General features: G+C 66.5%; 20 protein-coding genes. 9 read left to right on the top strand and 11 right to left on the bottom strand.

Translation table 11 applies throughout. The features are described 5' to 3' along the window. Positions 1–95: 95 nt before the first annotated feature. Both lpdA and FHS96_RS13380 read left to right on the top strand, forming a co-directional pair. Positions 96–1490 (top strand): dihydrolipoyl dehydrogenase, encoded by a 1395-nt coding sequence (gene lpdA, locus FHS96_RS13385; protein WP_429592101.1) that lies wholly within the window; start codon positions 96–98, stop codon positions 1488–1490. A gap of 162 nt (positions 1491–1652) precedes the next feature. Continuing rightward, positions 1653–2294 (top strand): hypothetical protein, encoded by a 642-nt coding sequence (locus FHS96_RS13380; RefSeq protein WP_429592099.1) that lies wholly within the window; start codon positions 1653–1655, stop codon positions 2292–2294. Between the two features lie 24 nt (positions 2295–2318). On the opposite strand, the gene tyrS is transcribed toward FHS96_RS13380, so the two are convergent. Further along, the gene (tyrS, locus tag FHS96_RS13375) at positions 2319–3545 is read right to left on the bottom strand and encodes a tyrosine--tRNA ligase (protein ID WP_429592097.1); all 1227 of its coding nucleotides are present in this window, start codon (positions 3543–3545) and stop codon (positions 2319–2321) included. 43 nt (positions 3546–3588) lie between these two features. Here tyrS and FHS96_RS13370 point away from each other — a divergent pair, with 43 nt between their 5' ends. Both FHS96_RS13370 and FHS96_RS13365 read left to right on the top strand, forming a co-directional pair. Further along, positions 3589–4122, top strand: a complete 534-nt coding sequence (locus FHS96_RS13370; protein WP_429592094.1) for a DOMON-like domain-containing protein — start codon at positions 3589–3591, stop codon at positions 4120–4122. Between the two features lie 4 nt (positions 4123–4126). Further along, a complete protein-coding gene (locus FHS96_RS13365) occupies positions 4127–5326 on the top strand; it encodes an exo-beta-N-acetylmuramidase NamZ family protein (RefSeq protein ID WP_429592090.1) in 1200 nt (399 codons plus the stop codon). A 194-nt stretch (positions 5327–5520) separates the two neighbouring features. On the opposite strand, the gene FHS96_RS13360 is transcribed toward FHS96_RS13365, so the two are convergent. The 5 genes from FHS96_RS13360 to FHS96_RS13340 all read right to left on the bottom strand — a co-directional run bounded on the left by FHS96_RS13360 (position 5521) and on the right by FHS96_RS13340 (position 9239). Continuing rightward, positions 5521–5853, bottom strand: coding sequence for a hypothetical protein (locus tag FHS96_RS13360; RefSeq protein ID WP_429592087.1), 333 nt, complete (start codon positions 5851–5853; stop codon positions 5521–5523). Between the two features lie 188 nt (positions 5854–6041). After that, entirely contained in the window at positions 6042–6998 is a 957-nt protein-coding gene (egtD, locus tag FHS96_RS13355) for an L-histidine N(alpha)-methyltransferase (RefSeq protein ID WP_429592084.1), read from the bottom strand. Next, a complete protein-coding gene (gene egtB, locus FHS96_RS13350; protein WP_429593059.1) occupies positions 6998–8278 on the bottom strand; it encodes an ergothioneine biosynthesis protein EgtB in 1281 nt (426 codons plus the stop codon). Before egtB ends, egtD begins: the two co-directional genes overlap by 1 nt. Before the next feature lie 145 nt (positions 8279–8423). Continuing rightward, positions 8424–8996 (bottom strand): cob(I)yrinic acid a,c-diamide adenosyltransferase, encoded by a 573-nt coding sequence (locus FHS96_RS13345; RefSeq protein ID WP_429592081.1) that lies wholly within the window; start codon positions 8994–8996, stop codon positions 8424–8426. Between the two features lie 12 nt (positions 8997–9008). Continuing rightward, positions 9009–9239, bottom strand: coding sequence for a twin transmembrane helix small protein (locus FHS96_RS13340; RefSeq protein ID WP_429592079.1), 231 nt, complete (start codon positions 9237–9239; stop codon positions 9009–9011). Between the two features lie 94 nt (positions 9240–9333). On the opposite strand from FHS96_RS13340, the gene FHS96_RS13335 reads away from it, so the two are divergent. Then, on the top strand, positions 9334–9858 hold the full coding sequence (locus FHS96_RS13335; RefSeq protein ID WP_429592076.1) for a hypothetical protein: 525 nt from the start codon (positions 9334–9336) through the stop codon (positions 9856–9858). A 27-nt stretch (positions 9859–9885) separates the two neighbouring features. After that, positions 9886–11283 (top strand): cardiolipin synthase, encoded by a 1398-nt coding sequence (cls, locus tag FHS96_RS13330; protein WP_429592073.1) that lies wholly within the window; start codon positions 9886–9888, stop codon positions 11281–11283. Positions 11284–11289: 6 nt separating this feature from the next. On the opposite strand, the gene FHS96_RS13325 is transcribed toward cls, so the two are convergent. Together FHS96_RS13325 and FHS96_RS13320 are read right to left on the bottom strand one after the other, a co-directional pair. Beyond that, positions 11290–11841: a DedA family protein gene (locus FHS96_RS13325; protein WP_429592070.1), complete on the bottom strand. Its 552-nt coding sequence runs from the start codon at positions 11839–11841 to the stop codon at positions 11290–11292. Beyond that, positions 11842–12957: a GGDEF domain-containing protein gene (locus FHS96_RS13320; protein WP_429592067.1), complete on the bottom strand. Its 1116-nt coding sequence runs from the start codon at positions 12955–12957 to the stop codon at positions 11842–11844. It lies immediately after the preceding gene. A gap of 139 nt (positions 12958–13096) precedes the next feature. On the opposite strand from FHS96_RS13320, the gene FHS96_RS13315 reads away from it, so the two are divergent. After that, positions 13097–15967 (top strand): ATP-binding protein, encoded by a 2871-nt coding sequence (locus FHS96_RS13315; RefSeq protein ID WP_429592064.1) that lies wholly within the window; start codon positions 13097–13099, stop codon positions 15965–15967. A 165-nt stretch (positions 15968–16132) separates the two neighbouring features. Next, the gene (locus FHS96_RS13310) at positions 16133–17809 is read left to right on the top strand and encodes a cation:proton antiporter domain-containing protein (protein WP_429592061.1); all 1677 of its coding nucleotides are present in this window, start codon (positions 16133–16135) and stop codon (positions 17807–17809) included. Between the two features lie 34 nt (positions 17810–17843). Here FHS96_RS13310 and ppc read toward each other — a convergent pair whose 3' ends face one another. Both ppc and FHS96_RS13300 read right to left on the bottom strand, forming a co-directional pair. After that, positions 17844–20519, bottom strand: coding sequence for a phosphoenolpyruvate carboxylase (ppc, locus tag FHS96_RS13305; RefSeq protein ID WP_429592058.1), 2676 nt, complete (start codon positions 20517–20519; stop codon positions 17844–17846). A 351-nt stretch (positions 20520–20870) separates the two neighbouring features. Next, positions 20871–21437, bottom strand: a complete 567-nt coding sequence (locus FHS96_RS13300) for an HNH endonuclease (protein ID WP_429592055.1) — start codon at positions 21435–21437, stop codon at positions 20871–20873. Between the two features lie 98 nt (positions 21438–21535). Here FHS96_RS13300 and gluQRS point away from each other — a divergent pair, with 98 nt between their 5' ends. Then, the gene (gluQRS, locus tag FHS96_RS13295; protein ID WP_429592052.1) at positions 21536–22474 is read left to right on the top strand and encodes a tRNA glutamyl-Q(34) synthetase GluQRS; all 939 of its coding nucleotides are present in this window, start codon (positions 21536–21538) and stop codon (positions 22472–22474) included. Between the two features lie 3 nt (positions 22475–22477). On the opposite strand, the gene FHS96_RS13290 is transcribed toward gluQRS, so the two are convergent. After that, complete coding sequence (locus FHS96_RS13290; RefSeq protein ID WP_429592050.1) at positions 22478–23629, bottom strand: zinc-binding metallopeptidase family protein; 1152 nt, start codon at positions 23627–23629, stop codon at positions 22478–22480. Positions 23630–23692: the final 63 nt, after the last annotated feature.

The raw sequence follows: 23692 nt of genomic DNA, 5'->3' as shown, positions 1-23692 counted from the left end.
ACGCCCGAACGCAGACATGCCCTCCCCCGACCCCTCCCGCAGGGCGGGAGGGGAGAAATGCCGGAATGCAATCGGCGTGAAAGGTGAAGTACACCATGGCTGAGTATGATTATGACGTCCTCGTGATCGGCGCTGGCCCGGGCGGCTATGTCGCCGCGATCCGTGCCGCGCAGCTTGGCCTGCGCACGGCGTGCGCGGAGAGCCGCGAGACGCTGGGCGGCACCTGCCTCAACGTCGGCTGCATTCCCTCCAAGGCGCTCCTCCACGCCTCGCACCTCTATGAGGAAGCGCATTCGGGCGCGCTCGCGCGCTGGGGCGTCAAAGTCGAAGGCGCGAGCCTCGACCTCGATGCGATGCATGCCAGCCGCAAGGAAGCCGTGACCGGCCTCACCGGCGGTGTCGCTTTCCTGTTCAAGAAGAACAAGGTCGATTGGCTGAAGGGCCTCGCGACCTTCACCGGCAAGGACACGGTCGAGGTTGACGGCAAGACCTACCGCGCCAAGAACATCGTCATCGCCACGGGCTCCAGCGTTACCCCGCTGCCCGGCGTCGAGATCGATCATCAGTCGATCATCGATTCGACCAGCGCGCTCGAACTGCCCAAGGTTCCCGAGCATCTCGTGGTGATCGGCGGCGGCGTGATCGGGCTCGAGCTGGGTTCGGTGTGGCGTCGCCTGGGCGCGAAGGTGACGGTGGTCGAGTATCTCGACCAGATCCTGCCCGGCATGGACGGCGAGATCCGCAAGGAAGCCGCCAAGATCTTCAAGAAGCAGGGCATCGAGATCGTAACCGGCACCAAGGTGACGGGCGCGACCAAGACCGACAAGGGCGTGACCTTGACGGTCGAGCCCGCGGCCGGCGGTGAGGCCTCGACGATCGACGCGGATGTCGTGCTGGTCTCGATCGGCCGTCGTCCGAACACCGAGGGCCTCGGCCTCGACAAGGCCGGCATCGAGCTCAACAAGCGCGGCCAGATCGAAACCGACCACAGCTTCGCGACCAAGGTCGATGGCATCTGGGCGATCGGTGACGTGATCCCCGGCCCGATGCTCGCGCACAAGGCTGAGGATGAAGGCATCGCGGTCGCCGAGAACATTGCCGGCCTGACCGGCATCGTGAACCATGACGTGATCCCCAGCGTGGTCTACACGCTGCCCGAGATCGCTGGCGTCGGCCTGACCGAAGAGCAGGCGCGCGAGAAGGGCGAGATCAAGGTCGGCAAGTTCCCGATGGCAGGCAACAGCCGCGCCAAGACCATCCACGACACCACCGGTTTCGTGAAGGTGATAGCCGATGCCAAGACCGACCGCGTGCTCGGCACCTGGATCATCACCTCGGTGGCCGGCACGATGATCGCACAGGTTGCCCAGGCGATGGAATTCGGCGCGACCAGCGAAGACATCGCCTACACCTGCCACGCCCACCCGACGCACTCCGAGGCGATCAAGGAAGCGGCGATGGCCGTGCTGGGCAAGCCCATCCACGTCTGATGCCGCGTCCGTTGGCCCTTGGCCGAGGGACAGCACCGGTTTGACCAACGCCTGGCGAGCGCTGCTCGCCGGGCGTTTGGCTTTCTGACTGGTTTCACCCGCGGAACCATATGCCCGACCGATACGTAGACCCTGCACTCATTACGGTTGCGGAGTGGACATATGCGTGGAGTGATGCTGTTGGGGGCGACGGCGCTGGTGCTTGCCGGGTGCGGCGAGCGGGCGCTCGAGCTGCCCGCGGATCCCATCGAGAAGGCCGCGACCTGCGGCGTCGTCGCCGCAGTGAACGCCCGCGAGAAGAGCAAGACGATCCAGGGTTCGCTGCCGCTCGATGCGCAAGGCAAGATCGTCCATTATGCGATGCTCGCCGGCGCGGAGAGCGATCGCTTCGAACCCTCCAAGGCAGCCGCGGTGGTCAAGCGCATGCCCGAGCTGGAAAAGCCGGTCACCGGTTCCAAGTGGAAGGATGCTGTGGGAGCTTGCGACCAGGCCTTCCCGGCGACCGTCGCGAGCGGCCCGATCGATCTTCCCAAGGATCCCCTGACCGCCGAACTGGGCTGCGCGGGCGTCGCCGACTTTATCGGTCGCGGCATCCAGACCACCGACGAGGCGGCGGTCAAGCAGATCACCGCCTATAACGACATGCGCGCCAAGCTCGACGACAGCATCGCGGTGAAACTGCGCGCACGCGGCCAGTCCGCCGCTGAGGCGCAGCAGGAGGCACGCTACAAGGCGATGGCGACGCTGACCAAGCTGGGGCCGCCGATCCGCGTGCTCGATGCCTGCGTGAAGACTTACGGATAAGAGCCGAAGGGTTGGGGCGGGGGATTACCCCGCCAGCACTCCGTGCGCTTTCTTGCCGGCCGAGATCTTCACCGGCGTGCTGCCGACGCTGATCGTCAGCGCTTCGTCCGAGACCTTCTCGCCATCCACGCGGGCGCCGCCGCCCTTGATGAGGCGGCGCGCCTCTCCCTTGGAGGCGACGAGGCCGAGGCCGACCAACGCGTCGATGATCGAGATCGTGCCGCCTTCGACCGTCAAGGTCGGCAGTGCGTCCCCCGCGGCACCCTCTTCGAAGGTACGGCGCGCGGTTTCGGCGGCTTCGGCGGCCGCTTCGGCGCCATGCGCCATCGCGGTCGCCTCGTTCGCCAGCACGCGCTTGGCTTCGTTGATGCCGGCGCCTTCCAGCGCTTCCAACCGGGTGATCTCGTCCAGCGGCAGATCGGTGAACAGGCGCAGGAAGCGACCGACATCGGCATCCTGCGTGTTCCGCCAGAACTGCCAATAATCATAAGGGCTGCACATGTCGGCATTGAGCCAGATGGCCCCCGACATCGTCTTGCCCATCTTGCCGCCATCCGCTGTGGTGATCAGCGGCGTGGTGAGGCCGAAGACCTCGGCGGCATCCATCCGCCGCGCCAGTTCGACGCCGTTGACGATATTGCCCCACTGGTCCGATCCGCCCATCTGAAGGCGGCAGGCATAGCGCTGCGACAACTCGCGGAAGTCGTAGGCCTGGAGGATCATGTAGTTGAACTCGAGGAAGCTCAGCGACTGTTCACGGTCGAGCCGCAGCTTAACCGAGTCGAAGCTCAGCATCCGGTTGACCGAGAAATGCTGACCGACCTCGCGCAGGAAAGGGATATATTCGAGCCGGTCCAGCCATTCGGCATTGTCGAGCATCACCGCGTCGGTGGGGCCGTCGCCAAAGGTCAGGAAGCGGGCGAAGACGCGCTTGATCGAGGCGACATTGGCCGCGATCGTCTCGTCGGTCAGCAGCTTGCGCGCCTCATCCTTGAAGCTGGGATCGCCGATCTTGCCCGTGCCACCGCCCATCAGCACCAGCGGCTTGTGGCCGGCCTGCTGCAGCCGGCGCAGCATCATGATCTGCACCAGGCTGCCCACATGGAGCGAGGGCGCGGTGGGATCGAAGCCGATATAGCCGGGCACCACCTGCTTGGTTGCCAGCGCATCGAGTGCCGCGGCATCGGTGACTTGATGGATGTAGCCGCGCGAGGCGAGCAGGCTTAGGAGGTCGGACTGATATTCGGTCATGGCGCGGCGCGCCTAGCATGGGGCGAGCGTTTTGGGGAGAGTTTTGGAGAGGTTCCGCCTGCATCCGTTTCCGGGCGCTGTCGCACCAGACCTCGCGATCGAGGTGAAACTGACGCGCTGGGCGGAAGGCGCGCTGGAGATCACCTATGAAGTCACCGGTCCCGTCGCGAGCATCCTGCTGCCCGCGCCCGAGGCGCCGCAGCGGCGTGACGGGCTGTGGCAGCACACCTGTTTCGAAGCGTTCTTCGCGCTTGGCGGCACCGCCTATCTCGAGGCCAATTTCGCGCCGTCGCAGCATTGGGCAGCCTATCGCTTCGATCATTATCGCATGGGCATGGCCCCGGCAGAGGCATTCCCCGCGCCGGAGATTCGGCTGGAAGCCCCGCCCGAACGGCTGCTGTTGACGGTTCGGCTGGCGCCGCTGCCGGTGCTGGCACAGGTCACTGCGCTCGGACTTTCTGCGGTGATCAAGGATCGCAGCGGCGGCACATCCTGGTGGGCGCTCGCCCATCCCGGCGACAAGCCCGATTTCCATCATCGCGATTGCTTTGTCGCGCAACTCCCGGCAGCAGACTGACCCCATGCACTTCGGTATCGATCGCCTGCTCGCCGACCCGGCGCTGCTCCAGTCGCTCAAGGGGCGCCGCGTCGCTCTGCTCGCGCACCCTGCCTCGGTCACCGCCGACCTGACCCATTCGCTTGACGCGCTGGTCGCGGCCGGTGTGAATGTGACGGCGGCTTTCGGGCCGCAGCACGGCCTACGCGGCGACAAGCAGGACAATATGGTCGAATCACCGGACTTCGACGATCCCGTCCATGGCATCCCGGTGTTCAGCCTCTATGGCGAGGTGCGCCGGCCGACCGGCCAGTCGATGCAGACGTTCGATGTGCTGCTGGTCGACATGCAGGATGTCGGCTGCCGCATCTACACCTTCATCACCACCCTGCTCTATGTCCTCGAAGCCGCGGCGGAGCATGGCAAGGCGGTCTGGGTGCTCGATCGCCCCAATCCCGCCGGCCGCCCGATCGAAGGGCTGACCTTGCGGCCGGGGTGGGAGAGCTTCGTTGGCGCAGGACCGATGCCGATGCGCCACGGCATGACATTGGGTGAACTTGGCCTGTGGTTCATCGATCGCCAGAAGCTCGATCTCGATTATCGCATCGTCGAGATGGAAGGCTGGGCGCCTGACGCGACGCCCGGCTTCGGCTGGCCGCTGGGCGAACGCATCTGGATCAACCCCAGCCCAAACGCGCCCAACCTGTTCATGGCACGCGCCTATGCCGGCACGGTGATGCTGGAAGGGACGACCTTGTCCGAAGGCCGCGGCACCACGCGCCCGCTGGAACTGTTCGGCGCGCCGGACATCGACGCGCGCCAGGTGATGGCGACGATGCGTGAGCTTGCTCCGCAGTGGCTGCAGGGCTGCATCCTGCGCGACTGCAGCTTCGAGCCGACCTTCCACAAGCATGTCAGCCAGTTGTGCAGCGGCGTCCACATCCATGCCGAGGCGCCGGGATACGACCACGAAGCGTTCCGGCCGTGGCGGTTGCAGGCGCTGGCGTTCAAGGCGATCCGCCTGCTTCACCCGGATTATCCGATGTGGCGCGACTTCCCTTATGAATATGCGTTCGGCAAGCTGCCGATCGACGTCATCAACGGTAGCCCGCTGCTGCGCGAATGGGTGGACGATGCCGCCGCCGCGCCCGCGGAGTTGGACTCGCTGACGTTGCCGGACGAGACGGCATGGGCGGACGAACGGCGGGCCTATCTGCGCTATTGAGCGAGCCAGCGAGTTAGGTCGGGTGCCAAAATGTCACGACTGTAAATTTCTTGCTTGAAAGCAATCGGCTGGCGTAACTTGTCTGGATCAGGATCGTTTGATCCTGGGCCAGTGTCGCCGGACCCATCCCCACGGGTTCGGCTTCGAAGGCGCCCCGGGGAAGCCCCACACTTCCCCGGGGACCCTTCATCCGCTCACCAACGCCGGCCTTGGCGATCGTTCTTCTGAACCTTGATGCGCGCGCTCAGCCCGTCGAAACGGCGGTCGAGATCGGCGCGTTCGCGGGCAGAGAGCCCACCGCCGCTGCGGCGATAATTCGCCTCGAGGCGGACGAGATCGTTGAACTGACCGCGCAAACGCTGGGCCTCGGCACGGTTGAGCGATCCGCTGCGCACGCCCTGATCGATCCGCGCATCGAGCCGCTGCTGGCGTGCGTTGATATTCTGCCACGGCGCCGCCTGCGCGGCGATCGGGGAGACGAGGGTGGCGATGGCGGCGAAACCCGCGAGGATCGAAAGACGCTTCATATGAACCTCCTGGTGCGTACTGCACGAGACCTATTTGGCCTCGGAGTGTCGCCCGCATTTGTCTGAAGCCGGCTTTTATGTCGCGAATTGTCGCGGCGCCGGTGGGCACACGCTGCATGAAGAAAAACGCGCTGGCCGTGAGGAGGTTGCTGCTTGAGTTCCCCTTCCGCTCGCGGGAGGGGAGAAGGTCAGGGCGCCGTGCCGGGCGCCTGCGCCTCGCACAGGATGATCGCAAACTGGTCCTGCGGGTCGGTCCATTCGGCGATCGGCGTCCAAGCGCCGGCGCGCAGCAGCAGCCGGGCGTCGTGCGGACCGTATTTGTGGCTGTTCTCGGTATGGATCGTCTCGTCCGCCTTCATCTCGAACGGGCGGCCCTCGATCTCGAAGCGCAGGTCCCGAGTCGCCTGCAAATGCATCTCGATCCGCGAATGGCTGTCGTTCCACAGCGCGCGATGACGGAACGCGTCGACCGGCACGTCGGCGTCGAGTTCGCGGTTGATCCGTTCGAGCAGATTGAGGTTGAAGCGCGCAGTGATGCCGGCGGCATCGTCATAAGCCGGGATCAATATGTCCGGCGATTTGCGGCGATCCATGCCGATCAGCAATTTGGCGCCAATCCCCAGCGTCTCCACCATCGCGCGCAGGAGGTTGACCGCAGTTCGCGCGACCATATTGCCGATCGTCGAGCCAGGGAAGAAGCCGAGCCGCGGTAGCCCGGATATGCTGTCCGGCGGCAGGATCGGCTGGGTGAAATCGGCTTCCAGCGGCTCGATGCGCAGCTTGGGGAAGTCGGCGGCGAGCGCCGCCGCCGACTGGCGTAGGAATTCGCCCGAAATGTCGATCGGCACATAGGCCGCCGGTTCGACCGCGGACAGAATGTGCGGAGTCTTGGTCGACGATCCCGATCCGAACTCCACCACGGCGCGGCCGGGGCCGACCAGCTTGGCGATTTCGCCGGCATGCCGCTCCAGCAGCGCGGTCTCGACGCGTGTCGGATAATATTCGGGCAGCCGGGTGATCGCCTCGAACAGCTCGGAACCTTGCCGATCATAGAACCAGCGCGCAGGGATCGCGCGCGGGCGCAGCGACAAGCCGGCAAGCACATCGGCGCGGAAGGCCGGATCGACGTTGAGCATCGTCGCCATTACAGATCCTTTGCCAGACGCACGCCGGTGAACTGCCAGCGCTGGTGGGGATAGAAGAAGTTGCGGTAGCTGGCGCGGGCATGGCCGCGTGGGGTGGCGCAACTGCCACCGCGCAGCACGAACTGTCCGCTCATGAACTTGCCATTATACTCGCCGACGGCGCCCGCGGCGGGCCTGAAGCCGGGGTAGGGCAGATAGGCGCTGCCGGTCCATTCCCAGACATCGCCGAACATCTGACCAAGGCTGTCGCCCGCCGGCGCCGCACAGGGCCTGACTGGCCCGGCGCGATCGAGTTGGTTACCGCCATCGGGATCGAAGCGCTGGGCGGCGCTTTCCCATTCAGCCTCGGTCGGCAGCCGCGCGCCCGCCCAGCGAGCGAAGGCCTCGGCCTCATAATAGCTGATATGCGTGACCGGTGCGGCAGGGCGAACCGGGTGCAGGCCATCCAGCGCGAAAGCGTCCCAGCCGCCATCGCGATCCGCTGCGCGGTGCCAGTAGAGCGGCGCCTCGATACCCTCTGCCTTCACCCAGGCCCAGCCATCGGACAGCCAATGCTCGGGGCGCCGGTAGCCGCCATCGTCGATGAATGCGATCCACTCGCTGTTGGTGACCGGACGGTCGGCAAGGGCGTGCGGGTGAAGCAGCACCGGATGGCGCGGCCCCTCGCAATCGAACGCGAAGCCGTCCATGCCGTCATCGCCGATCTCGACAATGCCGCGCGCGCCCTCGATCCATCGGATCGGTGCGGGCGCGGGGGCAGGGGGCGTGCGCGGTTCCGCCCACACCGCAGGCGCCAGCGGGTTGAGCGCGAACAGGGCGAGGATGTCTGTCTGCAGCAATTCCTGATGCTGCTGTTCATGATGGCAGCCGAGCGTGACCAGTGCGCGCGCTTCCGACGAAAGCCCGGCCAGGGCTGCCTCGACTGCAGCATCGACGTGCGCCCGCCAGTCGAGCACTTCGTCCAGCGTCGGCCGGGTCAGCATGCCGCGCCGCGGCCGCGCATGGCGCGCTCCCTCGGCCTCATAATAGCTGTTGAACAGGAAGGGCCAGCGTTCGTTATACAGGCGATAGCCGGGCACGTGGTCGCGCAGCACGAAGGTCTCGAAGAACCAGGTCGTATGCGCGAGATGCCATTTGGCGGGAGAGGCATCGTCCATCGCCTGCCCGGTTGCATCCGCATCCGACAAGGAGGCCACCAATGCAGTGCTGAGCGAGCGAACCTGACAGAAGAGCTGGGCGAGCGAATCGCACAGGATCGCGGCGTCGCGCCGTGTTGCCATCATCTTGTCCGGCATCCCTGCTGCCCCTCAATCGTCCACAAACGCGCGAGTGCTGCCAAAGTTCATCCGGCCTGCGCCGCGGCGGCGAACATAGAGGGAACAGTGTGCGAGGGAAACCCCCTCCTTTGGAATAGGTATGTCCGCTTCACCGAGAGGCGCCGGGCACCCACAAGATGTCGCCGCCATTCTGCGCCGCCAGCCAGCGGGCGGTGACGAAAAGATGGTCGGACAGGCGGTTGAGATAGGTCAGCGCCTGCGGGTTAAGCGGCATTTCCCGGGCGGCGGCGGTTGCCGACCGCTCGGCACGCCGTGCCACAGCGCGGGCAAGGTGGACCGCGGCGACCGCGGGCGATCCGCCGGGCAGGATGAAGCTGCGCAACGGTGCCAGCGCATCATTCATCACGTCGATTTCCGCCTCCAGCCGCGCGACTTGCGCGGGCACGATGCGCAGGGCCATCTCGCTGGGCGCGAAATCCTCGCCGGGGGTGGCGAGATCGGCGCCAAGATCGAACAGGTCGTTCTGGATGGTCAGCAACCGGCCGCCGGCCGCACGCTCCTTGCCCAGCGCCGCAATGGCTACACCGATCGCGCTGTTGGCTTCGTCGACATCACCGATCGTCTGCATGCGCAGATGATGCTTGGGAACGCGCGACCCATCGACCAGCCCGGTCGTGCCGCCGTCGCCCGTACGCGTATAGATCTTGTTGAGCTTGACCACCTGCGCTGGTGGTCAGCGGTTGAGCAGCAGCAGCACCGCCACCAGCAGCACGGCGATCGCCTGGAACATCACGCGCGCCATCATCATCCGGTTCTGGCGCAGGCCCGAGGGGCTGGGCCCGCCATTCTTCAGATCGGCCTCCGTCTCCTTCAGGAAGGCGACGATGCCGCGGATCAGCGCGACGACCGTGGCGATCACCGCGCCGACGATCAGCAGAACGAGGAGCACATTCATGATCTGCATCTACGCCTTCGCGAAACGGAAGCCAAGTGTGACCGACGCGCATTGCCATGATCGCAGTTGACCGCGGCGGCAGGATTCCGGAAGGCTTTGCATCATGAGCTGGTCCGACTTCTTCGCGCGCCTGTTGGGATTGTCGCCCACGCCGCCGCACGAGCCGCCGTCCGCTTCCCCCGCTGCGCCGCCGGCGCCACCGTCCCCGCCACCACTGCCTTCGGCGGACCCGCGCCCGCCCGTGGCGTTCGACTATGAGGATCCGCGCCTGCCCGATGGCGCACGGCCGCGCGTGCTGACGATCCGCACCTTGATCGCCGAAGTCGAGGCGCGCGCGCGGACCCGCGGTATCGCTGCCACAGACCTGATCGATCTCCAGCAGATGCGAGACAACCATCTGCCGACCCTGCTCAAGAGCTATGTCGAGATCCCGGCCGAGCATCGCGCCGAGATCTTCCGCAAGACCGGCCATTCGGCCAGCTTCATTCTCAACGAGGGACTGGACAAGATGGCGACGCGGCTGCGCGGCATGTCCCGCTCGCTGGCGCAGGGCGATCTCGATGCCTTTTCGGCCAATATGCGCTTCATTGAGGCGCGCTACGGCGATGATTTCTCGGCGCTCGATTGAGCCGGGCAGGCTGATTTTGCGAGCGCGATGATCGCCGCGTCGCATCTCGCACTCGGCTATCTGCTGCTCGAATGGGCGATTCGCGCGGTGATGATCATCGTCATCCCGCTGCGCCGCCCGCCCGAGGCGGCGCGGAGCTGGCTGCTTTTGGTGCTGTTCCTGCCGGTGCCGGCGCTGCTGCTCTATCGCCTGATCGGCCGTGCCAGCTTCCCGGCATGGCGGCGCGCGCGATTCCAAGCCACCGCCAAGATGCGGGTTGGCATCGCAGCGGAATTGCGGGGAGTGTCGCCGGATCCCTCGCAACTCGCGCGCCTCGCTCGCACCTTCGGCGGCTTCCCGGCGGTGAGCGGCAACGCGATCACCTTGATCGCGGACTATGAGGCGGCCATCGGCGCTATGGTCGCCGCGATCGATGGCGCAGCGCACCAGGTGCATGTGCTGACCTATATCTTCGCCGACGATGCGACGGGTCGGGCGATCGCCGACGCGCTCGGCCGGGCACGAGGGCGGGGGGTGGCCGTTCGCGTGTTGATCGATGCGCTGGGATCACGCCCTTGGGCGAAGCGCAGCCTGGCGATGCTCCATGACCGCGGCGTCGACGCCCGGCTGGTGTTGCCGGTGCGCTTCGCCGCACTACGCCGTGCGCGCAGCGACCTGCGCAACCACCGCAAGCTGTGCCTGGTCGATGGCGCGATAGGTTTCGTCGGATCGCAGAATATCGTTGATCGCGATTTCAAGCCGGGCATCGTCAATGACGAACTCGTCGCGCGGATCGAAGGACCGGTGGTCGCCGCGCTCGACGCGGTCTTCGCCAGCGACTGGGCGATGGAGACGAAGGCAGCGCCGGCGCCATTGGCAATCGCCGCCCCGGCGGGCGATGCGCTGCTGCAGGCGATGCCCAGCGGGCCCGATTTCGGCGTGCCCGGTTTCGAGCGGCTGCTCGTAGAGATCGTCCATGGCGCACACGATCATGTCGCGATTGTCTCTCCCTATCTCATTCCGGACGAGGCGTTGCTGACGGCGCTCGGCAATGCCGTGGCGCGCGGCGTGGCGGTGGATCTGATCGTTTCGAGCGTCGTCGATCAGCGCCTCGTCAGCCTGGCGCAGCGATCCTATTATGACGAACTGCTCGAAGCGGGCGTCCGCCTCCATCGCTATCGGGACCGACTGCTCCACGCGAAGAACGTCACGATGGACGGCGCGGTCGGCGTGGTCGGATCGAGCAACGCCGACGTGCGATCCTTCACGCTCAACGCCGAGATCAGCCTGATCCTCCATGACGCGGACGCCTGCGCGGCACTGGAACAGGTGCAGCAGGCCTGCATCGCGCGCAGCGACCTGCTGACCCTGGGGGAGTGGCGGGCGCGGCCGCAGAGCGCGCGGCTGGCGGAAAATCTGGCACGGTTGGTCAGCCCGCTGCTTTGAGCGCGGCTATCGACGTCGCCGCCACCAGCGCTGGCCGACCGCCAGCACCAGAATGAGGACGGCCGCTGGGATCAGCACATGTTCCAGCGGCCGGATGCGGCCGAACGTCGTTTCGATCGCGCGGCCGAACAGATAGCCGGCCGAAATGAATATCGCGCCCCACAGCAGCGCAGAGGCGGCGTTGACCGCCATGAAGCGTGCGGTCGGCAATGTGGTTGTGCCGATCGCAACCGGGCTCACCGTGCGCAGGCCGTAGAGGAAGCGGAAGGCGAACACGAAGGCAGTCGGGTGTCGTTCGAAGGTGGTCAGCGCGCGCGTGAAGGCGTGCCGGTCGCGGATGCGGCGCACGAAGCGATGGTCACGAAAGCGGCGGCCGAGCGCGAAGAAGATCTGGTCGGCGATGCAGGAACCCGCTGCCGCTGCGGCAATGGCAGGGAGCAGCGGCAAGCTGCCCCGATGCACCATGATTCCGCCGAGGACGACGATCGTCTCGCCCTCTATTCCCGCACCCAGGAACAGCGCGATCAGACCATAGCGGGCAACCAGCGCTTCCAGCACTCAGGCGGCGACCTGGTCGCGGCCCGCCGCCTTGGCCGCATAGAGCCGTCCGTCGGCGCGGTGCCGCGCTTCGTGGAAATTGGTGTCGCCCGCCTGGACGAGCGCCAGTCCGATGCTGATGGTCCACGCGCCCTGATGCACCGGGTGGCGGCGGCCGAGCGCACACAGCCGATCGGCAAAGCGATGCGCGTCGGTGCCCGGCGGGAGGATGGCGACGAACTCGTCGCCGCCCACGCGCGCGAAGGATCCGCCCAGCTGATCCGCCAGCGCGCAGGCATGATGCGAAAGCGTGATCAGCACCTGATCGCCGGCATCATGGCCATGCCGGTCGTTGATCGCCTTGAAATGATCGATGTCCACCGCGACCACCACGGTGCCCTCGATCAGCAGCCGCGTCTGCGCTGCGGCCAGCCCGGCGCGGTTCCACGCCCCTGTCAGCGGATCGCGCAGCGCGGCCTGGCGGAGCTGTTCCAGCGCACGCTCACCGACCATCGAGAGCAGCGCGAGGCTGAGGACACCCAGGAAGATCTGATCGGCGAGCAAGGGGATGATCGCCACGATGTCTGGAGAGGCCGCGCCCTGGCCCAGGATCGCAGCGATGACATAGGCCGGTACGTAGCCGAACAGCGCCACCGCGGCGATCGTCCGGCCCCGGCTCGGTCGCCCGCGGTGCCCGAGCAGCGTGGCGCCGGCGATGATCATGATCGACATCAGCAGCCCCAGGCCGTCGGCGCCGTCCAGCAGCACCGCCGAAAACGAATCGGCGGGTGTCGGCAGCAGTTCGGCAAGCGCATGGCCGGTGGCGGGCAGCAGCATCGGAACCAGCATCCAGAGCTGGAAGGGCGGCAACCCCTCGAACCGGCGCACGCCCGCGAGCACCAGTATATTGGTAAACGCGAAGACGATCATCAGCGCACACACACCCAGCCAGGCATCGTGCGGCATATAACCGAACGCGATCAGCACCAGCCCATAAATGCCCATGCTAGCCGACCAGTAGAGCAACGGCGTTTCGCTGCGGCGCGCGATCCACAGCACAGCGAAGACGATGGCAAAAGCCATCGTCGCAACCGTGCTGCACAGGCGCAACGTCTCAAGGTCGGGCAGCTTGAACACGTTTCTCTTTCCCGGAAAATCAGCATTGCCTTGCCATACTTTGGTTAACAGTGAGTAATGGCGGCAGCGCCCGTCATGGTTTGGGTGAAACTGCGGCGGGGGCGGCGCAGGCGATGCGTTCGGGGCGGGGGAAAACGGGATGGCCGGGCAGTCGGGCGGACGGACGGGGTGGGAGCGCGTCTACGCTTTTGGACCCTATCGGCTGATCCCCAGCCGCCAGCGGCTGCTGCACGGCGATCGCGCGGTGCGTCTGGGCGGCCGGGCGTTCGAATTGCTGTGCCTCCTCGTCCAGCACAGCGGCACGTTGGTCGGCAAAAAGGAACTGATGGCGGCCGCATGGCCGGACATCTTCGTGCATGAAAGCAATCTGAAGGTGAATCTGCACAATCTGCGGCGTTCGCTGGGCGATACGCAGATGCCGCCCACCTACATCGCCACGATCGCCGGCCGCGGTTACCGCTTCGTCGCGCCGGTCGAGGTCAGCGATCACCCGACCGGCGCGGATGAGGCTGCGCCCGGCGATGCCGAGCCGCGCAGCTTTCCGCCGGCGCGCGAGATGGTCGGCCGCGATGCCGAGGTGGCGGCGATCCTCGCCGATCTGCGGGCGCGCCGGCATGTGAGCGTCGTTGGCGCAGGCGGTATCGGCAAGACCACGGTTGCGCTGGCCGCGGCGCATGCGTTCGAGGCGGACTGCCCCGATGGGCTCTGCTTCGTCGATCTCGCGACGATCGACGATCCGCTGCTGCTTCCCTCCGCGCTGGTGACCGCGCTGGGGCTGCGCGGCAATGCCGGTGACATGCTGGCGGCGGTCATCGATCATCTGCGCGACCGCCGCATGCTGGTGCTTCTAGACAGCTGCGAACATGTGCTGTCCGCGGTGAGCTTGTTCGCCGGACGTCTGATCGCTGCCGGCAGCGCGGCGCTGTTGCTGGCGACCAGCCGTGAACCACTGCGGCTGGCCGACGAGCATGTGGTGTGGCTCGATGCGCTCGCGCTACCGCCACCCGGATTGCCGCTGGTCGCCACGACGGCCTTGACCTTTTCCGCGATCGACCTGTTCGTGCGCCGCGCTGTCGAATGGTCGGGCTACCAGTTCATCGACGGGGATTGCACCGCGATCGCCCGCATCTGCCGCGCGCTGGACGGGTTGCCGCTGGCGATCGAACTGGTGGCCGCAAAGGTGGATCAGCACCCGGTCGGCACCTTGCCGGCTATGCTCAACGAGCATCTCGGTTTCCGCAATCGCAAGGCCGGCGCCGCGCCGCTGCGCCAAGAAACGCTGATGGCGACGATCGACTGGAGCTACCGCCTGCTGTCGCGCGACGAAGCGGCGGTCTACCGGCTGGTTTCGGTGTTCGCGGATGCGTTCGATCAGGACGATGCAGTGGCGATCGCCACCGTTGCGCCACTGGCTCCGGTCGCGGTGGCAGTGGCGCTGGGCGGCCTCGTCGCCAAGTCGCTGCTGGCGGCGCAGGTCGATGGGCCGGCGCTGTGCTATCGCCTGCTCGACAGCACCCGCCGCCACGCCGCGCGGCGGCGGCGCGAGGGGGGCGGGGATGTGCGGGCGCTGCCCGCGCATGCCGAACGAATGCTCGACATCTTCGCGCAGGCCGAGGAGGAATGGCATTGGCGTGACACCGGCCTATGGACCAGGCTCTATCGCCGGCGGCTGCCGGATCTGCGCGCAGCGCTCGCCTGGGCGTTCGACGAGGGTGGCCATGCCGCGCTGGGCATCCGGCTGACGGTTGCGGCGATCCCGCTCTGGTTCGAAGCCTCGCTGCTCAGCGAGGCGCAGGCCGCAGTCGAACGCGCGCTGGATCTTTCGGAACAGGTGCCGTGCGACGATCTGTTGAAGGCCAAGCTCGCCGGCTTTCGTGCGTGGAGCATGATCTACACCCGCACGCTGCTACCCGGCATCGAGGCGGCGTGGCGCGATGCGATTGCGCTCGCCGAGCGGTCCGGCAGCGCCGAGCACAGCCTGCGCGCGCAGGTGGGGCTATGCTTCTTCCTGATCCAGACCGGGCGGATGACCGAGGCTGCGGCCTATGCGGATGTGTTCGTCGGTGCGCCGGATGCGGCGGGGACGATCGCGCCGGAGATCGAGCGCATGCGTGCCTGGGCCCGCGCTTTCGGTGGCGAACTGGCGGAAAGCCGCGTGGTGCTCGATCGACTCGCTGCGACCTATGACCGGCCGGATGGTCATTCGCGGATGGCGGGCATCCAGGTCGATCGCTTCATCGGCATCCGCTGCTACCTGCCGTTCGTTGCCTGGCTCGGCGGCGATGCCGACACAGCGGTGACGGCGGCTGACGATGCGGTGAAGGCGGCGGGCAATCTCGGCCATATCGTCTCGCAGTCCAACGCGCTGGGGCTCGCCGCGCTGCCGGTGGCGCTGTGGACCGGCGATGACGCCGCGCTCGATCGCTACACCGCCCTGCTGCGCGCCAATCTGGAGCGCGAGCCGATTGCGCTGTGGGCGCCGGTGGAGCGCTTCTTCGCCGCCGCGCTCGCCGATCTGCGTGGCGCCGATGGCACCGCTGCGATGCGCGAGGCGATCGACGCGATGGTGGAAGCGCGCTTCACGATGCGTATCGGCATGCATCTCGGCATGCTCGCCGACGCGCTCGCGCGCCAAGATCGGCTGGAAGAGGCGATGGCCACGATCGCCGAAGCGCATCGCTACAATGCAGAGCAGGGGGAGCGGTGGTGCCACGCCGAGACTCAGCGGATCGAGGCCGCGATCCTCGAACGCGCGGGGCATGCGGAGACGGCGGAAACGCTGCGTCGGGCGGCGCTCGCCGAAGCCTATGCGATCGGCGCGCTGGCGTTCGAACTGCGTGCGGCAACCGACTTGGCCGCGCAATGTCTGAACGGGGGCCGGTTCGCTGAGGCGGTGGCGCTGCTCGCGCCAGTGCATCGCCGGTTCGACGAGGGGCTAGCGACGCGCGATCTGATCGCGGCGAAGGCGCTTCTACAGCACGCCGAGGCGGGCAAGGCGCGTTCGGTATGAAATCGCGAGCGGAATCGCATTGCACATCGGCGCGTGTGGCCCGATTTACATCTTTTGACATTCCGTAACCGGCGACATGCTCTAGTTTTTTTTGCGCGGGCGGCGAACAGGGATGATGAGCGCGATGAACGGCCCCGATCCATCCTGCTTGCCGGTGGCGCCGCGATGGAATTGACCGTTCTCACGGCGCTTTCTCCGGTGATCCTGCTGCTTGCCGGTGGCGTAGTCGCGGCAATCGGATCGCGGATGCTCGGGCTCAGCCCGATCGTCGGCTATCTCACGCTTGGTATCTTCCTGCGCGCGACCGGCTGGGTCGAAGCCAATGAGATCATCAACATCCTCGCCGAACTGGGCGTGATCTTCCTGCTCTTTGACATCGGACTGCACTTTTCGACGCGGCACCTGAAGGACCAGGTCGGGGACGTGTTCGGCTTCGGTCCGGTGCAGATGATCGCGGGCACGGTGGGGCTGGGTTTGATCGCGATGGCATTCGGCTTGCCGTTCTATGCAGCGGCGCTGGTCGGGGCGACACTGGCACTCTCCTCCACCGCTGTGGTCGCGCGGTTGATCGCCGAACGCCACCAGCAGAACTGCCCGGTGGGGCTCACCGCAACCTCGATCCTCGTCTTTCAGGATATCGCCGCAATCTTCTTGCTGATCGTCGCCACCGCACTGGGCACGGGGGAGGCGATCCTGCCGGCGGCGGGCCTGGCGCTGGTGAAGGCGGTTGGCGCATTCCTCGTCGCGGTCGGGCTCGCCAAGCTGGTAGTGCGGCCGATGTTCGATCTCGTCGCGCGCAATCGCAATGAAGAGGTGTTCACCGCGATGGCGCTTCTGATCGCGCTCGCGGCGGGCTGGGCGACGGGACAGCTCGGCCTGTCGCTGACCCTGGGCGCATTCCTCGGCGGCATGATCATCACCGAAACGCCCTATCGCGCGATCGTGCAGTCGGAGATCAAGCCGTTCCGCGGACTGCTGCTTGGCTTCTTCTTCGTCACTGTCGGCCTCTCGCTGGATGTCACGGCGCTGGCGCAATTTTGGCCCGGGGTGCTGGTCGCCGCGGCGCTGCTGGTGGCCGGCAAGGTGGTGCTGAACGCGATCGCCAGCCTCACCTTCCGCTGGTCGGTGCCCGGATCCGCGCAGCTTGGCTTCCTGCTGGCGCAGGGCTCCGAATTCGCCTTCGTGATCTTCAGCCTGCCGCCGGTGCGCGCGCTGATCGGGGAGGAGCATAGCGCGGTGCTGATCGCCGCGGTGGCGCTGAGCCTCGCGGTCACCCCAAACGTCGCACAATTCGGTCGTACCTTGGCCGGGCGGCTGCGTCAGCGCCGCCTGGTCGCGGCCGATCCCGAACTCCAGCCTCGCGGGCCGACCGCGCCGGTGCTCATCGTCGGCATGAATCAGCGCGGCCGCACCGTTGCGGACGCGCTGACGGCGTTCGACATCAAATATGCCGCGATCGAAAATGACGAGCAGCGCCTGCGCGAAGCGACCGCCGACGGCTATCATGTCGTGTTCGGCGATTATTTCGATCCGCGCATCTGGGAGCCGCTGGGCATGGCCGGCCGCCGCATCAGCGTGATCACCGCGCCTTCCTTCGAGACGTCGAGCGGCATCACCCCGATTGCCCGGCATTTCTTGCCGGGCCTCACCCGTGTCGCGATCGTCGCGGACTCCAACGAGGCGGCGCGCTTCGCCGAAATCGGGCTGGTGCCGGTGATCGAAAGCGGCATGCCGGGGCTCGACGCGGCGGTCGCGGTGCTGGAGCGATTGGACATGGATGCCGAGGCGATCGCGCAATGGCGCGACGGGCAGGTGCTGCGGGAAGTGGCAACCGTGGAGTAAACCCTCTTCCACGCAGGGAAGAGGGCCGCGTTTCTTACCCGCTGTTGCGCAGCGCCGTCGCCACCGCGTTGATCGACAGTTGGATGCCCTCGCGGATCCGCGCATCATCCTCACCGGCACGGTGGCGCTTGAGCAGTTCGACCTGCAGCAGGTTGAGCGGCTCGATATAGGGCAGGCGCAGGCGAATGGATTCGTCGAGCGCCGGGTTCTTCTCGAGCAGCCGGGTCTGCCGGGTGACCGTCAGCAGCCCGTCATGCGCCTTCTGCCAGCCGTCGCGGATGCGGCCGAAGATCGCCTGCGCGGCCGTCTTGTCCTCCACCAGTTCGGCATATTTGGCCGCAATCACCATGTCGGACTTGGCGAGCACCATCTCCATATTGGCGAGCGTCGACTGGAGGAAGGGCCAGGCCTCGACCATCTCGCGCAGCAGCGCCTGGTCCTTGAAGCCGGCCAGCGCCTCGCCCACGCCGTACCAGCCCGGCAGCATCACGCGCGCCTGCGCCCAACTGAACACCCAGGGAATCGCGCGCAGGTCCTCGATCGCGTCGGATTTCTTGCGGCTGGCCGGGCGCGAACCGATCTTGAGGTCGGCGATCTCGGTCAGCGGCGTCATCTGCCGGAAGAATTGGCGGAAGCCGTCGGTCTCGTAGACGAGGCCGCGATAGGCCTTGAACGCGTCGTCCGAAAGCTGGTCCATGCAGGCGGCGAAGCGCGTGCGATCCGCCTCGCCGATCGGATCGGGCTCCAGCGAGGCGAGCAACGTCGCAGACGCCATCGCCTCCAAATTGGTCATCGCGCTTTCGACATTTCCATATTTGGCTGCAATCACCTCGCCCTGCTCGGTGATGCGGATGCGGCCGGCAACAGTGCCGTGCGGCTGCGCACGGATCGCCTGGAAGCTGGAGCCGCCGCCGCGGCCGACCGAGCCGCCGCGACCGTGGAACAGCTGCATCGCGACGTCATGCTGCTCGAACACCGGCACCAGCGCGCGGCTGGCCTGGTGGAGACCCCAGGTGGAGGTCAGGTAGCCGCCATCCTTGTTGCTGTCCGAATAGCCGATCATCACCTCCTGATGACCGCGCAACCCCGAGATGCCGGCGATCTCGGGCAGCGAAAGCCATTCGGACATGATGCCGGGGGCCTCATCGAGGTCGCCGATGGTCTCGAACAGCGGTACCGCCATGATCGCGGCGGTGGGCGTCGGGGCGGGTCGGTAGAGGCCGGCTTCCTTGAGCAAAATGTTGACCTCGAGCAGGTCGGAGACGCTCTGCGCCATCGAGACGATATAGTTGGCGATGCAGGCCGGGCCGTAGCGCCGGTGCGCCGCGGCGGCGGCATGGACAATGTCCAGCTCGCCGCGCGTCTCGTCGCTATAGTCGGCGAAGGGGCTGGTCAGCGGGCGGGCATTCGCAAGCTCGCGGCGCAGCAGCGCGACCCGAGCCGCCTCGTCCAGCGCCAGATAATCCGCCTCGACGCCGGCCACCTTGAGCAGTTCGGCAACGACGCGCTCATGCACCGACGAGTTTTGCCGCATGTCGAGCGTGGCGAGGTGGAAGCCGAAGGTCTCGACCGCGCGGATCAGCCGCCCGAGCGCGCCGCCCGACTTGAGGACGCCGCCGCCCGCCTGCGCGAGGTCGAGCGCGATGGCCACCAGATCCGCGCGGAAGCTCTGCGGATCGGGATAGGGTTCCGCCTTGATCGTGATCGCGCGCGGCGCGGCGCGGCCGCTGATCTCGCTATAGGTCGCTGCGAGGCGCGCATAGATGCCGCTGATCGCGCGGCGATAGGGTTCGTCGCGCCGCGCGGTGCTCTCGTCGCCGCTCTTGTCGGCGAGCGCCAGCACCGCCTCGCTCACGCCCGACAACTCGGTCGAGATCGATAGTTCGGCGCCCAGCGCGTGGAGCTGTTCGAGATAATGGCCGATCACAGTCTCGGCGGCGCGGGCGAGCGCCAGCTTCAGCGAGCCGGCGGTGACATTGGGGTTGCCGTCGCGGTCGCCGCCGATCCAGGTGCCGGGGCGCAGGAAGCTCGGCACGCGCTGGCCGAGCGCGCGATCCCAGCGTGCGTAGAGCGCGGGCAAGGCAGGGAGGAAGGCATCGCGGAAATAGGCGAGCGCGGTTTCCACCTCGTCGGCGACATAGAGGCGTTCGCGGCGCAGCGGGCGGGTCTGCCACAGCAGCGCGATCTGGCGCAGGATCGCCTCGTCCACCTTGTCGCCCTCGGGCGTTTCGGTGCGGCCCATATCCTTCAGCAGCATCAGTTCGGCGATGCGGTTGCGATGGTCGATCATCGATTTGCGGCGGACTTCGGTGGGGTGCGCCGTGAGCACCGGCGCGACCAGCGCCTTTTCCAGCATCGCCGCCACCGCATCGGCACCGACGCCTTCATCCTTCAGCCGTTCGAGCGCATGGGCGACGTCTGCGCCCGGGTCGGTCGCGACGCCCTGGCGGTCCTCGGCAAGGTTTGCGAGCATTGAAAACAGCATGAAGCCGCGCACGAACGCAATCGTGTCGTCGAGGCTCAGCGCGTCTAGCCCGGTGTCGATTGCATCGGCGCCGGCAACGCCGCGATGCCGGTCGACGGACGCCGAACGGATATATTCGGTGCGGCGGAACAGCGTCTCGCCGCCATAGCTGCGAATAACGTCGCCCAGCAGCCGCCCAAGATAGCGGATGTCGGGGTTCTGCGTAATTGCGGGAGCTGCGGCCATAGGCTGATGCTGCATTGCAGCGGAGAGTCGGTCAACTGGGGTTTGCATGGACGGACGCTCCTTTTTTCCCACCGCGGTCATTTCAAATTTTGGCGTTTGCGGCTAAGGCAGCACCGTCATGGCTGCAACCCGATTGTTCCTTGCCCTGCTTCTCGTCGCGCTGGCGCTGCCGGCCTGCTCTGAGCGTTCGTCCGGCGGCAGCAAGCTGCCGACGATGCCGCTGGCCTGATTCCCCTCCCGTTTGTGGGAGGGGTCAGGTGATGGCATGTAAATTGTGCTTCCGCACGATTTTGGAACAAGCTCTCCCCTGGCCCCTCCCGCAAGCGGTAGGGGAGAGAGAGCGAACGGCGCTCAGGCTTCCAGTTCGATGTCCCAATAGAGCCAGTCGTGCCAGCTCTCGTGCAGATAATTGGGCGGAAAGCTGCGGCCATGTTCCTGCAACTGCCAGCTGGTCGGCCGGATCGGCGCGAGGTGCAGCGGCATCCTGGCCTCATTGGGGGTGCGGCCGCCCTTCCTCAGGTTGCAGGGGGCACAGGCGGTCGCCACATTCTCCCAAGTCGTGCGGCCACCATAGGCGCGGGGGATAACATGGTCGAACGTGAGATCCTTCGTGACGCCGCAATATTGGCAGGAAAACTTGTCGCGAAGGAACAGGTTGAAGCGGGTGAAGGCGGGATATTGCGAAGGTTTCACATATTGCTTCAGCGCGATGACAGACGGGATCTTCATCGCGCTGGTGGGACTTCGCACCTGGCGCTCATAGGTTGCAACGATATCCACCCTGTCCAGAAAGACCGCCTTGATCGCGGTCTGCCACGGCCACAGGCTCAGCGGATAATAGCTGAGCGGCGTGTAGTCCGCGTTCAGCACAAGAGTGGGGCAGCTGTCCGGATGCCGGATCAGATCGGGATGGTACATGGGTGCCTCGTCCCCCCTTCTTGTCGCGTTCTTTGCTCAAGGAACGTGACGGGGGCATGACAGCAGATCGCGTGACTCTGCGTCAAGAGGCTGATTCCATGGCGGTGACGACGCGTTTCGCGCCGAGCCCCACCGGCCGGCTGCATATGGGGCACGCTTTTTCGGCGCTCGCAGCATATGATTTCGCGGCGAAAACAGGGGGACGGTTCCTGTTGCGGATCGAGGATATCGATCCCGGTCGCACGCGTGAGGCGTTCGTCGAGGGCATCTTGGCGGATCTCGCGTGGCTTGGCCTGGCCTGGGATGGGCCGGTCGTCCGCCAGTCCGAACGCCTGCCGCTTTATGCTGCTGCGCTCGATCGGCTGAAGGCCGCAGGGCTGGTCTATCCCTGTTTCTGCACGCGCGCGGCGATCGCGGCCGAGATCGCCGCCAGTGCCAGCGCGCCGCACGGACCTGATGGGCCGCTCTATCCCGGCACCTGCCGCCGGCTGGACGTTAGCGAGCGTGTGCGCCGCCAGAAAATCGAAGCGCATGCCTGGCGGCTCGATGTCGCCGCAGCGATGGCCGTGGCCGGGCCGCTGGTGTGGATGGATGGCCATCATGGCCGGGTGCCGGCGACGCCGGAGATCCACGGCGACGTCGTCCTCGCGCGCAAGGATGCGCCGACGAGCTATCATCTGGCGGTCACGGTCGACGACGCCGCGCAGGGCGTGACCGACATCGTCCGCGGCGAGGATCTTTACGCAGCCACTCATGTCCACCGCCTGCTGCAGGCGCTGCTGGACCTGCCGAGCCCGGTCTACCGCCATCATCCGCTGCTTACCGGCCCTGAGGGTCGTCGCCTCGCCAAGCGGGACGGGGCGCGATCGCTGGCGGAGATGCGCTCGGATGGGGTGGATCCGGCAACGCTGGTGGCGGCGCTGCGGAAACAACAGCGCAGCCTCCTGGCAACGCCGGCCGATGCCGGCGCGAGCGCGGGCGCCGATTTCGCGCCCGATACGCTCGGTCAGGTCACGCGGATCGCTGATCTCGATTGACGATCACGAGGCGAGATCGACGCCCAGCCCCAGCACCGCCATCACCGCCTTCAGATCGGCACCCTCATTCTCGCTCGGCGCCCAGCGGCCCGCGGTGAAGGCGATCAGCCGGTTGACGAAATCCAGCTTGAGCATGATCGCCGGGGTCAGCCGGAACGGGTAGAGATCGGGCTGGCCCATGCTGCGGTTGATCGCGTTGAGCGCAAAGGCGAAGGGGATCCAGCAGCGTGCCAGTGTCGGCGTGTCGGCGGTATAGGGGTCAAAATTCACCACCGGTGGCTCGGGCATCGCGGCGCCTGGTGGCGCATCTATGCGCGTGCCGAACTGGCCGATCGTCGCCAGCGTGTCGACGATGTGGAGATAGTGCGCGAAGGTCTCGGCGAAATCCTCCCACGGATGCACCGTCGCATAGGCGGAGACATAGGCTTCCTCCCAGTCCGCAAGCGGCGGGTGCTGACGGTTCTGGTAATGCGCGGCGAGGGCTGCGGCATAATCGGCGCGCTCGTCACCGAAGCGCTGGCGGAAGGGCTCAAGATCGGGGCTGAATTCGACCAGCCGGTGCCAGAAATGATGCGCCACCTCATGCCGGAAATGGCCGATCAATGTGCGATAGGGTTCGCCCATGTCGCGGCGGATGCGTTCGCGCGCGGCATCGTCGGTCTCGATCAGGTTGAGGGTCACGATCCCGCCGGCATGGCCGGTCAGCAGTTGCGGCGCATAGCCCTGTTCGGCGGAGGGGTCGTAAAGCAGATCGAATGCAAGCCCCTGGGGATGCTCGTTGCGCGTTTCCAGTGGCAGGCCGAGCCGGATGAGGCTTGCGATCACGCGATGCTTGGCATTCTCGGCCTGCGCCCAGCGCTGCAGTACCCCGGGCACGCTGAGATCCGGAATGGTGCGGTTGTGGCGGCAGGAACGGCAGAGGTTTAGCGCGCTGTCCGCCTCGACCAGCCAGTTGCAGACGCCATAGCGCGTATTGTCGCAGGGCTTCAGCGGCTTCGCCTCCCCCGTGGCAGTGCGCCACTGGCCGCTGTCGGCGTCGAGATGGAGGAAGGCGTTCGCAAGTGGGTCGAAGCCTGCACCGTGGCCGCAACTCGGGCAGGCCCGCGCTTCGGCCTGGAGCAGCTGCCGGCAATTGGCGCAGGCGAGTGGGGGCAAGGGCAGGCTCCGTCCGGTGAAAAGACCAGACTGCCATAGCGCGCGGGTGAAGTCGCGGTTCCC

The organism is Sphingomonas zeicaulis, assembly GCF_050433225.1.
Classification (GTDB): domain Bacteria; phylum Pseudomonadota; class Alphaproteobacteria; order Sphingomonadales; family Sphingomonadaceae; genus Sphingomonas_D; species Sphingomonas_D zeicaulis.
The sequence above is the reverse complement of the archived record's forward strand: the minus strand, read 5'-3'. Positions and strand labels throughout refer to the sequence as shown.